Origin of the sequence: Flagellimonas ochracea, assembly GCF_009903685.1 — a bacterium.
In the GTDB taxonomy this organism is placed as follows: domain Bacteria; phylum Bacteroidota; class Bacteroidia; order Flavobacteriales; family Flavobacteriaceae; genus Flagellimonas; species Flagellimonas ochracea.
The window spans coordinates 223102-237147 of record NZ_JAAABI010000002.1; the positions used below are offsets into that span (position 1 = coordinate 223102).

Sequence of the window (14046 nt, forward strand, 5' to 3'; positions counted from 1 at the left end):
ATCATTTGTTCATCAATTCCTCAATCTCCTCAACTTCAATTGGGATGTTGCGCATCAAATTAAAGGGAACTCCCGTTTCTTGAATCACCACATCATCTTCTATTCGGATGCCAAAACCTTCATCAGGAATATAAATGCCCGGTTCCACGGTAAAGACCATGTTGGACTTCATTGGGGTCTTTAATTCGCCATAATCATGGGTATCCAATCCGATATGATGGCTCGTACCATGCATAAAATATTTTTTATAGGCCGGCCAATCCTTGTTTTCGTTTTGTACGTCCGCCTTGCTCAATAGGCCCAATCCCAACAGTTCCGAAGTCATGATTTTGCCAACCTCCTTATGATATTCAGCCCATATGGTTCCTGGCACCAACATTTTGGTCGCTTGGTTCTTTACACGAAGTACGGATTCATATACTTCTCTTTGTCGTTTCGTGAATTTCCCATTCGATGGTATGGTGCGGGTCATATCGCTGGAATAGTTCGCATACTCTGCACCTACGTCCATCAAAATTAAATCGCCATCTTTTACCTGTTGGTTGTTTTCCACATAATGTAGCACATTAGCATTGTTCCCAGAGGCAATTATGGGCGTGTAAGCAAACCCTTTAGAACGATTATTGATGAACTCGTGCAAAAATTCTGCTTCCATTTCATATTCCCAAACTCCAGGCTTTGCAAATTCCAAAATCCTACGGAATCCTTTTTCGGTAATGTCACAAGCCTGTTGCATCAATGCTATTTCCTCTGGTTCCTTAACACCTCGAATCTGTTGCAAAATAGGGTTGCTCTTAGCCCATTGGTGCGCTGGGAAGTCTTTCTTACATTTTTCAATAAAGCGGTTCTCCCGTGTCTGGGTTTCAACAGCTTGCCGATAGTGCTCATTGGTATTGAAGTAGATGGTATCGGCCTCTGTCATCAAATCAAAAAAGACTTTGTCAAAATCGGCGAGCCAATAAATGGTCTCAATCCCTGAAACCGCTGTAGCCTGTTCTTTGGTCAGCTTGGCCCCTTCCCATACGGCAATGTGTTCATTGGTCTCCCTAACAAACAAAACCTCCCGGTGCTTTTGATTCATGGCATCCGGGAATAACAATAGCATGGTTTCCTCTTGATCGGCCCCGCTCAAATAGAAAATATCCCGATGTTGCTGAAACGGCATGGTGCTATCCGCACTAATGGGATAAATGTCATTGGAGTTGAACACAGCTATACTCTTTGGCCGCATTTGGGCCATGAATTTATTTCTGTTTTTTATAAAAAGTCGATTGTCTATCGGTTGATATTTCATCTTAAAATTTGGTTTTTCCAAATGTAGGTAATTGCGTTGCCGAAGACAAATTCATACCTTACTCCTCCAAACAAAAGTTCCAACCCAAAATGAAGCAACTCACACTCCTTCTTTTTTTTCTATGTTTTCATATTGCAGTAAGTCAGCAACCATCAACTTCGGCAGATAACGTTTTGCAAGCCTTGGAGAAAAAGGTCAAAATGGCCGAAACTTCTCTGGTCAAAAATATTCCATTAAAAAATATTGGACCATCCATTATGAGCGGGCGTGTAGTGGACTTGGATGTAAACCCCAAAGATCCCTCTGAATTTTATGTGGCCTATGCCTCTGGTGGGTTATGGCATACCCAAAATAATGGGATTTCGTTCACTCCGGTTTTGGAGAACTCAAACACCCAAAATGTTGGAGACATTGCCGTGGACTGGCCCAACGAGATTATTTGGGTTGGAACCGGAGAAAACAATTCTTCCCGTTCTTCCTATGCGGGAATAGGAATTTTGAAATCCACTAATGGTGGAAAATCATGGGAAAACATGGGCTTACATGATTCACACCATATTGGCAGAATCATTGTCAACCCCAACAGTCCAAATGAAGTAGTTGTAGGCGTAACCGGACATTTGTATTCCCCAAACAAAGAACGGGGGGTCTACAAAACCATGGATGGCGGCAAAACTTGGCAAAAGACCCTTTTTGTGAACAATGCCACGGGCATAATCGACTTGGCACATGCACCGAGCAATTTCAACATCCAATACGCCGCCGCTTGGGAAAAGGATAGAAAAGCCTGGGACTTTACGGGTAACGGTACTTCTTCTGGAATTTATAAAAGTGTGGACGGCGGAAACAGTTGGAACTTGGTGACCACTTCCGAAAGTGATTTTCCAACAGGTGGTGGAGTGGGCCGAATTGGTTTGGCAGTTTTTGATGAAAAGACGGTCTATGCCGTGCATGATAGTCAGTTTAGAAGACAAAAAGAGGAAAAGGAAGATGCCGATAAACTAACCAAAGCCGATTTCAAAACTATGGACAAGGCCACTTTTTTAGCCTTGGGCAATGACAAGCTGAATGAATATTTGAAGACCAACGGTTTTCAAGAAAAGTATCGTGCGGAAAACTTAAAGAATTTGGTAAGGGACGATGCGGTAAAACCGATAGACCTCGCCAAATATCTTGAAGATGCCAATTCATTATTGTTCGATACTCCAGTTATTGGTGCAGAAGTATATCGAAGTGATGATGCGGGAAAGTCCTGGAAAAAAATGAACGAGGAATATATCGATGATCTGTTTTACAGCTACGGATATTATTTTGCACAAATTCGTGTAGCCCCAAGCAACAAAGACAAGATTTATCTTGCCGGGGTTCCCTTAATTTCTTCCTCGGACGGGGGCAAAACCTACAGAAGCATCAACAAAGAAAATGTACACGCTGACCACCATGCTCTGTGGATCAATCCAAACAGGCCCGGACACCTTATCAATGGCAACGACGGAGGAGTAAACATTACCTACGATGACGGGAAACATTGGATGAAAAACAACTCTACCCAGGTAGGCCAGTTCTATGCCATCAATGTCGACCATGAAGAACCTTATAATGTATATGGGGGACTTCAGGACAATGGTGTTTGGAAAGGTGCGAACAACAATGAAGACAATAGTGAATGGCACCAAACTGGAAAAAACCCATGGCAAATGATACTGGGAGGGGACGGAATGCAAGTGCAAATAGACAATCGAAATTCCAACATTGTCTATACCGGATTTCAATTTGGCAACTATTATCGCCTGGATTTGGAACAGCATAAAAATGAACCCATTCAACCCAAGCACGAGCTCGGTGAATCCCCATATCGATTTAATTGGCAAACGCCCATTCTACTCTCCCAACACAATCAGGATATTCTGTACATGGGCAGTAACAAATTACATCGTTCCCTAAACCAAGGTAACGATTGGGAAGCCATTTCCGAGGATCTTACCCAAGGCGGCAAAAAAGGAAACGTTGCTTATGGAACCTTGACCACTATTTCTGAATCCCCCTTTAAATTTGGCTTACTTTATACGGGCAGTGATGATGGATTGGTACATATTTCTAAAAACGCAGGGGGAAGCTGGCAGAATATTTCCACTTCTTTCCCGAAGGATTTATGGGTCAGTGAGGTGGCGGCATCCAAACATAAAAAAGAGCGGGTTTATGTTGCCTTAAATGGATATCGCTGGGATAATTTTACACCTTATATTTATGTAAGCGAGGATTATGGCAAGAGCTGGAAAAACATAAGCAACAACATTCCGACCTCTCCGGTCAATGCGTTGGTGGAAGATTCTGTAAATGAAAATCTGTTGTTCGCTGGAACTGACAATGGTCTTTATGTAAGTTTTGACCGAGGGGCAAGTTGGGAACTCTTCCAAAATGGAATGCCCAATGTTGCCGTACACGATCTCGTAATTCAACCCAAAGCCAAACATCTATTGGTGGGCACGCACGGCCGAAGCATTTATAAAGCTTACATCTCGGCACTACAGCAAATGACCCATGAAACCCTATCCAAAGATTTGATGGTGTTTGGTGTGGAAAACATTAAACATTCCAAAAATTGGGGCAACCCTTGGAGCTCTTGGGCCAAACCCAACACCCCTGGGCTCAATGTTTATTTTTATACCTCATCTGCGGATACATTTTCGGCTAGTGTAAAATTTTCTGATGGTACTGAGGTCAGTTCCACTTCCATTGAGGGTGACAAAGGATTGAATATTTTATCTTATGATTTGGTGTTTTCGAAAAAAGGAAAAAGCAATTTCTTGAAGAAGAACAAGATGAAGTTGACCGAAGCCAAAGATGGTAAGACTTATTTGCCCAAGGGAACTTATTCCGTTGTACTCTCAGGGAACGGTAAAACGGAAAAAATTGATTTCAAAATTGAATAGATGCAACTTTCACTGAGCATACCCGCCCTTTTGTTTCCGGCCATCTCCTTGACCATGTTGGCCTACAATGCACGTTATTTAGCCATTGCCGCGTTAATCAGGCAACTGCACAAACAGTTTGAAGAAACCTCCGCACCACCTTTAAAGCAACAAATCAATCAATTACGAAAACGACTGGGTATCATTAAAAATATGCAGGCCACAGCCATTATCAGCTTTTTATTGGCTGCTGTCACCATGTTTTTGATCTATGTTGAAATGACGGGCTGGGCCAACGCCGTCTTCGGGATAAGTTTGGTCTTTTTGGTCATCTCACTGATTTTGTCACTGCTAGAAGTTCAATTGTCTACAAAGGCTCTGGGCATCCAACTGAAGAACATGGAAAACTGACGAAAAATCGGCAGTGGTGTAATAATTTCTTACAGTCCAATAAACATTATATTCTTATTTTTACATTCCCTGTTTTAACTGGGAGATATTATTTTTGACATGCAACGTGTACGGGAAATAGCATTCTTCAAAAACATCAAGGAAATTCGTGAATACCAATTTGGTACATTTTACTTTTTTGATAGCCTGGTAATATCAGAGATTAACGAAGGCGTCACTTTCGGATGGGATATGGCAAAAAAAGCTATTGACGCTGCCCGTGAAATTTTTGGAGAGAATATGCCCATAGCATATATCTCTAATAGGGTAAATAATTATCATGTAGTACCCGCTGATTGGGTGAAGTTCTACTCTCATAGACACCAGTTGGACTTTTATTGCGTGGTTGGGAATACCAAAGGTAGTTTTGCCAGCTTAGTGCTCGAACGGGTCTTCTTCAGAAATTCCATTCGTCAGTTTTCAGTTCTGGAGAAAGCCGTTGAATGGAGCCTGGCAAACATCGAGGCGAAAAAAAATAATTTAGCTCCCCAAATGAAATAATGCATCCCCTTGATTCACTACAGCTTGATGGTTGATGCAGAAAATGAATCCTTCAAAGGGGGCCTTCACCTTTTTATCCTTTTTGGTATAAGGGTCCGTCACCAAACCTAAAACGTTTCCCTTGCCAACTTGTTGGCCATTCTTTACTTGGGGTACAAACATTCCCGCTTTAGGCGCTCGAATCCATCTTGAATTTGTCAAAACAATGGAATTGTTCTTTTTTAGAGGGTCATCGGGCAACATTCCCAATGCAGTAAACACGTTTTGTATTCCTTGTATTCCATGGTCGATAGCTTCCTCATCAAAACGCATACTCTCTCCGCCCTCATAAACAATGGAGGGAATGCCCATTTTGAAAGTGGTCTTCCGAAAAGAGCCTTTAATCAATCGGGAGGGAAAATAAAATGGGGCACCGAAAAACTTTGCCAGTTCCCTGCTCCTTGGATCATCCTCTGTATATCGTACTTGTGGATAGTTATGTCGTTGTCCACCACCTGTATGCAAATCTATTCCAAAATCCACTGAGGGTAATACGTTAGTTGTATAGGCATGGGCAATTCTACTTGCCAAGGAACCGGTCTTTCGTCCAGGAAAGCTACGGTTCACATCCTTCCCATCGGGCACATCTCGGGAAAAATGGATAAACCCAAATACGTTCAGTACTGGTACCACAATGACTGCACCGTGTGTAATATTAAATGAATCTTTGTGGAGCATACGCCGCAAGGTTTCCACCCCATTGATTTCATCCCCATGCAGTCCTGCTTGAACTAAAACTGTCGGTCCTGGTTTTTCTCCATTGAAAACATGGATTGGTATGTCAATCAAGGTTCCTGTGGGAAGCCGGGCAATTTTAATGCGAACCAATTTCCGTTGTCCTGGTTCAATGGTTTCCCCGTTAAGGCTTATCATCTTATTTTCTCCTTCGATGGGCATTTTGTTCCACATATTTAATAATGTGTTCGGCTACATTGATGTTGGATGCGGCCTCAATTCCTTTTAAACCGGGGGAAGCATTCACTTCAATAAGGACCGGACCTTTTTTGGAACGCATCAAATCTACCCCGGCCACTCCCAAGCCTAAATACTTGGTAGCGTTCAACGCAATATGTTTTTCCTTGGCTGTGGGCTGAACGGCCTCCGCATCCGCACCGCGATGTACGTTGGATCTAAAATCATCGACATCACTGATTCGCTTCATACTGGCCACCACTTTGTTTCCAACTACTATTATTCGGATGTCCTCACCTTTAGCCTCTTCGATATACCGTTGCAACAATATACTGGTATCCATCTTATAGAATGTGTCTATAATGGATTTAGCCGATTTTTTACTTTCCGCCAAAATCACACCTTGACCGTGAGTCCCTTCTTGCAGCTTTATGATCACCGGTGGCCCTCCCAACAGTTTTATCTGTTCCTCAATGTTGTCTGGATTGATGGAAAATACAGTCTCTGGTATGGGAACCCCTTTTCGGGCCATAATTTGAAGGGTTCTCACTTTGTTTCTTGCCCTGGTTATGCCAAGCGACCTTGCCGTGCTGAACACATTGTTCATCTCAAACTGTTTGACAATGGCCGCACCATGCCGGGTTACCTTGGCGCCAATTCTTGGAATTATGGCATCAAACTCGTTGGTTACATTATCGTCACCCAAATAAATTTGGGGTCTTCCATCTCCCAATTTTACAGAGCACCGAGTATGGTCTATGAGTTCCACGTAGTGACCAGCCTTTTCGGCCTCTTCAACGATCCTTCTGGTGGAATGTACATTGAGACTTACGGATAGGATAGCTATGTCCATCAGGTCGGTTTGGTTCAAAAATCATATGTAATATCGGGCAAAAATCTTAAACAGAATCAGCCACGCTTGTTGTTACTTTCAAAATTGTTTGAGATAAACGGCCATAAATCGCATTTTCCTTTCTTAAAGTTCAACAAGGGTTTTTGGGTTTTTAAAATCAATCTAAATATTGGGCATTCCGATGTTGAAAACTTGTTAGAAACTCGTTTGTGCCGTAAATTTGTTGAAAACCAACTACGAATGAGTGGATTGATAAAGTCTTCGCTTGCCCGGAAATATGTAATGGCACTTTCGGGTCTTTTTTTGGTCATTTTTTTGGTGCTCCATGTGACCATTAACCTTGCTTCGGTTATTTCCCCAGATTTCTTTAACGAGGCATCCCATTTTATGGGTTACAACCCCTTGGTGCAATTTCTGATGCAGCCAATATTAATTTTGGGAGTTGTTATACATTTTGTGATGGGCTTTGTTTTGGAAATCCAAAACAGAAAGGCACGGGCAATAAACTATGTAAAATATAAAGGAAGCGCCAATGCTCCTTGGGTTTCGCGTAACATGATCTATTCTGGATTGGTTGTTCTCGCCTTTCTTGTGCTGCATTTTTACGATTTCTGGATTCATGAAATGTCCTATAAATATGTGGAGGCACTCCCGGAAGACCTCACGCGGTATTACCATGAAACTGTTGAGAAATTCGCTCCCTTTTGGCGTACCGCACTCTATGTGATTTCTTTTGTGTTACTTAGTTTGCATCTTTGGCACGGGTTTGCTTCTTCGTTTCAATCCATGGGAGTGAACAATAAATACACACCGGGCATTACGAAATTTGCAAAACTATTTGCAGTGGTGGTTCCGTTGGCCTTTGCATTTATAGCCATATATCACCATCTTAACCCAATAACACATTAATTATGGGCATACTTGATTCTAAAGTTCCATCAGGTCCGTTAGCGGACAAATGGACAAAACATAAAAACGATATTGACCTAGTAAACCCTGCCAACAAAAGGAATATAGATGTTATAATTGTTGGGACAGGACTGGCTGGAGGCTCTGCTGCTGCCACCTTAGCAGAGTTGGGCTACAATGTAAAGACTTTCTGTTATCAAGACTCCCCAAGACGGGCACATTCCATTGCTGCTCAAGGAGGAGTAAATGCCGCAAAGAATTATCAAGGAGACGGTGACAGTATCTACCGGCTTTTCTACGATACCATTAAAGGCGGGGACTACCGTTCTCGCGAGGCGAATGTTTACCGCTTGGCCGAAGTATCAGGAAATATTATTGACCAATGTGTGTCACAAGGGGTCCCCTTTGCTAGGGAATATGGTGGTCTTTTGGACAACCGTTCGTTCGGCGGGGTATTGGTGTCAAGAACCTTTTATGCCAAAGGGCAAACTGGTCAACAGCTTTTGTTGGGAGCCTATGCCGCAATGAACCGACAAATACAAAGAGGAAAAATTAAATCCTATACCCGCCATGAAATGTTGGACCTTGTTTTGGTTGATGGGAAAGCACGAGGAATTATTGCTCGAGACTTGGTCACAGGGGAAATAGAAAGACATTCGGCGCACGCTGTAGTACTGGCTACAGGCGGATACGGAAACTTATTTTTCCTTTCTACCTATTGTATGGGAGCCAATGTCATGGCCGCGTGGAGAGCACACCGCAGAGGGGCTTATTTTGCCAATCCTTGTTTTACGCAGATACACCCAACTTGTATCCCCGTTTCAGGGGATCATCAATCCAAGTTAACGCTAATGTCAGAATCCTTGCGTAACGATGGTCGTATATGGGTGCCCAAAAGATTGGAGGACGCCCAAGCCATACGGGAAGGTAAGTTAAAGCCGACCCAATTAAGCGAAGAAGAAAGAGATTACTATTTGGAAAGACGATATCCCGCTTTTGGAAACCTCGTGCCAAGGGACGTGGCATCGAGAGCTGCAAAAGAACGTTGTGATGCAGGCTACGGCGTAAATAAAACTGGCGAAGCCGTTTATCTCGATTTTGCTTCGGCAATTATGCGCTATGGAAGAGAAAAGGCATTGACCTCCGGCATGAAAGATCCAGACGAAAAGACTATTCGGGAACTTGGGGAGAAGGTCGTCGAAGCCAAATACGGAAATCTCTTCCAGATGTATGAAAAAATCGTTGATGAAAATCCATACAAAACCCCAATGAAAATTTATCCTGCCGTACATTATACCATGGGTGGGCTTTGGGTAGATTATAACCTGCAAACAACAATTCCTGGTTGCTATGCAGCAGGTGAGGCCAATTTTAGTGATCATGGTGCCAACCGTTTAGGAGCTTCTGCATTGATGCAAGGCTTGGCCGACGGCTATTTTGTACTGCCATACACTATTGGCGATTATCTATCGGACGATATTAGAACAGGACCCATTCCTACTGATTCACCTGAGTTTGAACAAGCTGAAAAGGGAGTACGGGAGCGTATTGAAAAGCTTATGTCCGGCCGAGGGATCCATTCTGTTGATTACTATCACAAAAAGTTGGGCAAAATCATGTGGAACAAATGTGGGATGTCCAGAAATGAGAAAGAGCTCAACGAAGCAATTAAAGAAATTGCTGAGTTGCGTAAAGATTTCTGGGAAAATGTAAAGATAACTGGCACTCCAGATTCCAAAAATCAAGAACTGGAGAAGGCAGGTAGAGTAGCTGACTTTTTAGAACTTGGCGAATTGTTTGCCAAGGATGCACTTCACAGAAACGAGTCTTGTGGGGGGCATTTCCGAGAAGAATATCAAACCAAAGAAGGGGAGGCGCTCCGTGACGATAAGAACTTCAAATATGTCGCAGCTTGGGAGTATGTGGGCGAGCCCAAGGACTCCAAACTTCATAAAGAAGACCTGGTTTACGAAAATATCGAAGTAAAGACACGTTCATATAAATAATATTGCTATGAAATTATATTTGAAAATATGGCGTCAGAAAGATGCAAACTCCAAAGGATCCATGGTCGATTATACCCTTGAGGGGGTAGAAAGCGATATGTCTTTTTTGGAAATGTTGGACATACTTAACGAAGAACTGATTTCAAAGGGAGAAGAACCTGTGGAGTTCGACCATGACTGCCGTGAAGGTATTTGCGGAACGTGTTCCTTGATGATCAATGGTCGTCCGCACGGTCCTGATTCTATGATTACGGTATGTCAATTACATATGCGAAGCTTTAATGACGGCGACGAAATTGTGATCGAGCCTTGGAGAGCCACCGCTTTTCCTGTCATCAAAGATCTTATTACGGATAGAAGTGCATTTGACCGTATCCAGCAGGCTGGCGGGTATATTTCCGTGAATACTTCTGGTCGTCCCGTGGATGCCAATACCATTCCCATTCCAAAGCCTAACGCTGATGAATCGTTCAATGCGGCAGCCTGTATTGGTTGCGGTGCCTGTGTAGCAGCCTGTAAGAATGCGAGTGCCATGTTGTTCACTTCCGCAAAGGTTTCACAATTTGCGTTGCTGCCCCAAGGCAGAATCGAAGCTGCTGAAAGGGTTCAAAATATGGTACGCCAAATGGATTTGGAAGGTTTTGGAAACTGCACCAATACAGGGGCTTGCGAAATGGAGTGCCCCAAAGGTATTTCATTGGAAAACATTGCCCGTATGAATAGAGAGTACCTATCCGCTACTTTAAAGGGTTAGTTGGTTTTTGCCTTTAGGTTTTATTCTTAATTTGCATTTATTGAACCTTTGTTCTAATTGCTTTTTTTAAATCCCATACAGTAAGTCACAAACTCTTTCATACCCATTTTCCTTGAGCATCTTTTCCAGTTCTTTGTTATTGACAACATCGGGGACGAATGCACTTAGAATCTTTTTTCCATGATTCTTTTTTAGAGTTTTGTATTTCATCTCCAAATAGACCAACTCCAAAATGTTTAGATGATTATAAATAAGAATACTTTTTTATTTGTAGACTTATAAATTGATTCTTAAGTTTTATCAACAATGCCAAAATATTCCTCTTCCCGTATAAAGGTCCCACGCTTTCGAGAAGAAGATGGTTTTTACACGACCCCGGAACGGTCCAAGATCATGGGCAAGATTCGAGGAAAGAACACCAAGCCTGAGTTGGCGTTCCGAAAAGCCTTATGGAATGCTGGTTATCGCTATCGTGTAGATTATAAAAAGTTAATTGGAAAGCCGGACATAGCACTAAAAAAATACAAGACCGTCATTTTTATTGATGGTGAATTTTGGCATGGTCATAACTGGAACGAAAGAAGGCACAAGATAAAAAGCAACCGTGAATTCTGGATTCCAAAAATTGAACGTAATATGCAACGCGATGGCGAGGTGAACATCGAATTAAATAGAATGGGGTATACCGTGTTCCGTTTTTGGGAAAGCGAGGTAAAAAAGAATCTTGATTCTTGTTTGAACAAGGTATTGGAACATTTGGATGAAATCAGAGCTGCTTCTTCACAATCCTAAAAACCTGTAAAATATCATTCAGGGAAAGGTCGAAATCCTTATACTCCGGTGAGGTGTTCAAATTATGGCACTGCACCGTTTCCCTGTTCTTATCGTAGCCAATGATATCCTTGCAAATAATCCTGTCCTTACAGACTAGTACGTAAGACTTGTTCCACATTTCGGTATTATCTGTGCCAAGTGCCCCCTTTTTTATCTCCACTCCCAGTGCTATGGCTTTATTGGGTATGGCCTCCACTCCCTGATTGTTCATGGCATCACCGGCTATCTCAAAGGCCATATAGGTGGCATCTTCTAAAAAGTCAACGACAAAGCCAATTTGAAAAGGGGTCTTTTTGGCGGTTTCCATCTCCAGTTTTTCCAAATAACTTCCATGTTGTTCCATGAGCACTAAGGGAACCATCACAAGATATTTGCCATGATCCAAGGGATAAAAAACACTTCCATGTTTTATAAAGGGCTGTTTTCGGATATAATTTTCATCCATGTCATTTACCTCACGCAGGTATAGTTCTGCAATGGTCATTTCAAAATATTCGGCAATCTTGGTCAAATTTTTTATGGGAATGTTGGCATTCTTCTTTTCATAAAGCTGTATAGTCCGTAAGCTGACACCAATTTGGTTCGCCAAATCGGTTTGGCTCATATTTTTTTTTCTACGTAATTGTTTTATTATGTACATAAAATTACTATATTGTGTAATATAATTACACATTATTTGTTTTTCGCAGCAATCCGCCGCATTTCTGTAATTGGATTACAAACCAAATATAGAAAATAGGACTCGACCCCAGGAACCTAATTTTTACAACGCTTATTCATTGTCATGGGATCAACAAAAAACCTTGGGCTCATTATTAGGGCAGAAGATATCTTTGAAGAAGAAGATTACGGTAGGCCCATCAGCGAAAGACTTTCAGAAATTCTAAGAAGAAATGTTTCAAAGAATGACTATGCGAATATTGCCATTCGCAGCAAAGTGAGTTTTTCCACGATTAGAGATGTGGTCTACCGAACCAACAGTTTAACGAAGACCAATGCCACCGCTATTTGTTTGTTGATGCATGCGGCATTCGAAAACTCCATGGCTTATAAACTTCGCGCTGAAAGCGATATAATTTTTTTGAATGACATGTTAAACGTCTAAGCGCAATAACCAATCGGTCTGCTTGTCCGTACCAATATAGTAAGGATGTTCCCCAAATTTATGGAACCCATGCCGTTGATAAAACCGGATAGCCCTTTTATTATGTTCCCACACCCCTAGCCATACGTATTGTTTTTCCATTTTCTGAGCCAACCCTGCAATTTTTTGGAGCATCCCATATCCGAAGTTTTTTCCTTGGTAGGTCTCCAGCACATAAATGCGTTCTATTTCCAACGAGTCCAGATCATGGACATCGGTCTGGGCGTCATTCACATTAAGTTTAAAATAACCTATGAGCTCCTCTGATTCATAAACAAAGTAGAAGAGAGAGTTTTCATTTTGTAGCTCTTCTTTTATCCTTTCAGGATGAAATGCCCTCTGAACATAATCTTTAAAATCCGTGGGGTCGTTGTCCTTTTCAAAAGCAGCTACAAAGGTATCTCTGGCTACCTGAGCCAAAGTGTCTAAATGGAGAATAGTGCACCGTTTAAATTGCAGTGACATTTTTTTTGTTTTTACCAAAGTATCGCAAAAAAAAGAGCCCACAAAATTGTGGGCCACAAGTGTTTTTTTGATGTTGTTGGTTCTAAAGCATAAAAAGCTTTTTAATCAAAAGCATAAATCCAGTAAAAAAGTCATTTCTGTAAATTTGTACGCCTTCGTCCATTGTTGTGTGGTTTAATTCGGGTGCCATGTTGTTATTTTTTAGGTGTTAATTTGGGGTGCATTTCTGTACGAACAAAGTTACCCAACCTATATAGTTATTAAAATATTTGTTGCAAAAGTTACCATTTTTGTTGTAAAACCGACTCATTGGTCGGTGTTAAATTTTCATTTCTGGAATTTCCCCTTCGACCACCAGTCTTCCTTCCGTAGCTGTTTTGATTTCTTCAACGGAAACACCGGGAGCTCTTTCAAGCAATTTAAAGCCTTTGGAAGTCACCTCCAATACGGCTAAATTGGTCACTATCTTCTTTACGCAGCCTACCCCGGTAAGTGGGAGGGTACATCTTTTCAATAATTTTGATTTTCCTGCTTTGTTGGTATGCATCATCGCAACGATGATATTCTCCGCAGAGGCCACTAGGTCCATGGCTCCCCCCATACCTTTTACCATTTTACCAGGAATTTTCCAATTGGCAATATCTCCATTTTCAGCCACCTCCATTGCCCCCAAAATAGTGAGGTGTACATGCCGGCCCCTGATCATTCCAAAGCTCAAAGCCGAATCAAAAAATGATGCGCCAGGCAATGTGGTTATCGTTTGTTTTCCAGCATTGATAATGTCAGCATCCTCTTCTCCTTCAAACGGAAAGGGTCCCATACCCAACACCCCATTTTCACTTTGGAATTCCACGCTTATGTCGTCCCTAACAAAATTGGCCACCAATGTGGGGATCCCGATTCCCAAATTCACGTAATAGCCATCTTTGACTTCTCTTGCTATCCGTTTTGCTATTCCATTTTTATCCAACAT

General features: G+C 42.0%; 15 protein-coding genes. 8 read left to right on the forward strand and 7 right to left on the reverse strand.

What is annotated here, in order from left to right:
• Nucleotide 1: 1 nt before the first annotated feature.
• Entirely contained in the window at nucleotides 2-1294 is a 1293-nt protein-coding gene (locus GTQ34_RS06545; RefSeq protein ID WP_166522981.1) for an aminopeptidase P family protein, read from the reverse strand.
• 89 nt (nucleotides 1295-1383) lie between these two features.
• On the opposite strand from GTQ34_RS06545, the gene GTQ34_RS06550 reads away from it, so the two are divergent.
• The 3 genes from GTQ34_RS06550 (at nucleotide 1384) to GTQ34_RS06560 (ending at nucleotide 5157) form a co-directional block, all read left to right on the forward strand.
• The gene (locus GTQ34_RS06550) at nucleotides 1384-4227 is read left to right on the forward strand and encodes a VPS10 domain-containing protein (protein WP_166522982.1); all 2844 of its coding nucleotides are present in this window, start codon (nucleotides 1384-1386) and stop codon (nucleotides 4225-4227) included.
• Nucleotides 4228-4617 carry a DUF2721 domain-containing protein gene (locus GTQ34_RS06555; protein ID WP_166522983.1) on the forward strand — a complete coding sequence of 130 codons (390 nt, stop codon included), beginning with the start codon at nucleotides 4228-4230 and terminating at the stop codon, nucleotides 4615-4617.
• 99 nt (nucleotides 4618-4716) lie between these two features.
• Entirely contained in the window at nucleotides 4717-5157 is a 441-nt protein-coding gene (locus tag GTQ34_RS06560; RefSeq protein ID WP_166522984.1) for a hypothetical protein, read from the forward strand.
• Here the strand turns inward: GTQ34_RS06560 and GTQ34_RS06565 are convergent.
• On the reverse strand, nucleotides 5137-6093 hold the full coding sequence (locus GTQ34_RS06565; RefSeq protein WP_166522985.1) for a succinylglutamate desuccinylase/aspartoacylase family protein: 957 nt from the start codon (nucleotides 6091-6093) through the stop codon (nucleotides 5137-5139). The genes GTQ34_RS06560 and GTQ34_RS06565 overlap by 21 nt on opposite strands.
• Nucleotides 6071-6961 (reverse strand): RimK family alpha-L-glutamate ligase, encoded by an 891-nt coding sequence (locus GTQ34_RS06570; RefSeq protein ID WP_166522986.1) that lies wholly within the window; start codon nucleotides 6959-6961, stop codon nucleotides 6071-6073. The genes GTQ34_RS06565 and GTQ34_RS06570 overlap by 23 nt, the downstream gene beginning before the upstream one ends.
• Nucleotides 6962-7201: 240 nt before the next feature.
• Between GTQ34_RS06570 and GTQ34_RS06575 the strand changes: the two genes are divergently transcribed.
• Genes GTQ34_RS06575 through GTQ34_RS06585 form a run of 3 tightly spaced genes read left to right on the forward strand, consistent with a single transcriptional unit; the run spans nucleotide 7202 to nucleotide 10630 of the window.
• Complete coding sequence (locus GTQ34_RS06575) at nucleotides 7202-7870, forward strand: succinate dehydrogenase cytochrome b subunit (RefSeq protein ID WP_166522987.1); 669 nt, start codon at nucleotides 7202-7204, stop codon at nucleotides 7868-7870.
• A 2-nt stretch (nucleotides 7871-7872) separates the two neighbouring features.
• Nucleotides 7873-9876, forward strand: coding sequence for a fumarate reductase/succinate dehydrogenase flavoprotein subunit (locus GTQ34_RS06580; RefSeq protein WP_166522988.1), 2004 nt, complete (start codon nucleotides 7873-7875; stop codon nucleotides 9874-9876).
• A 7-nt stretch (nucleotides 9877-9883) separates the two neighbouring features.
• A complete protein-coding gene (locus tag GTQ34_RS06585; protein WP_166522989.1) occupies nucleotides 9884-10630 on the forward strand; it encodes a succinate dehydrogenase/fumarate reductase iron-sulfur subunit in 747 nt (248 codons plus the stop codon).
• A gap of 66 nt (nucleotides 10631-10696) precedes the next feature.
• On the opposite strand, the gene GTQ34_RS06590 is transcribed toward GTQ34_RS06585, so the two are convergent.
• The gene (locus GTQ34_RS06590; RefSeq protein ID WP_166522990.1) at nucleotides 10697-10861 is read right to left on the reverse strand and encodes a hypothetical protein; all 165 of its coding nucleotides are present in this window, start codon (nucleotides 10859-10861) and stop codon (nucleotides 10697-10699) included.
• A 75-nt stretch (nucleotides 10862-10936) separates the two neighbouring features.
• On the opposite strand from GTQ34_RS06590, the gene GTQ34_RS06595 reads away from it, so the two are divergent.
• Nucleotides 10937-11422, forward strand: a complete 486-nt coding sequence (locus GTQ34_RS06595; protein ID WP_166522991.1) for a very short patch repair endonuclease — start codon at nucleotides 10937-10939, stop codon at nucleotides 11420-11422.
• Here the strand turns inward: GTQ34_RS06595 and GTQ34_RS06600 are convergent.
• Nucleotides 11397-12104, reverse strand: a complete 708-nt coding sequence (locus GTQ34_RS06600) for a helix-turn-helix transcriptional regulator (protein ID WP_166522992.1) — start codon at nucleotides 12102-12104, stop codon at nucleotides 11397-11399. The two genes, GTQ34_RS06595 and GTQ34_RS06600, sit on opposite strands and share 26 nt — an antisense overlap.
• 144 nt (nucleotides 12105-12248) lie before the next feature.
• Here GTQ34_RS06600 and GTQ34_RS06605 point away from each other — a divergent pair, with 144 nt between their 5' ends.
• Complete coding sequence (locus GTQ34_RS06605; RefSeq protein ID WP_166522993.1) at nucleotides 12249-12569, forward strand: hypothetical protein; 321 nt, start codon at nucleotides 12249-12251, stop codon at nucleotides 12567-12569.
• Here the strand turns inward: GTQ34_RS06605 and GTQ34_RS06610 are convergent.
• Complete coding sequence (locus GTQ34_RS06610; RefSeq protein ID WP_166522994.1) at nucleotides 12558-13073, reverse strand: GNAT family N-acetyltransferase; 516 nt, start codon at nucleotides 13071-13073, stop codon at nucleotides 12558-12560. The two genes, GTQ34_RS06605 and GTQ34_RS06610, sit on opposite strands and share 12 nt — an antisense overlap.
• 319 nt (nucleotides 13074-13392) lie before the next feature.
• Nucleotides 13393-14046, reverse strand: a complete 654-nt coding sequence (locus GTQ34_RS06615) for a 3-oxoacid CoA-transferase subunit B (RefSeq protein ID WP_166522995.1) — start codon at nucleotides 14044-14046, stop codon at nucleotides 13393-13395.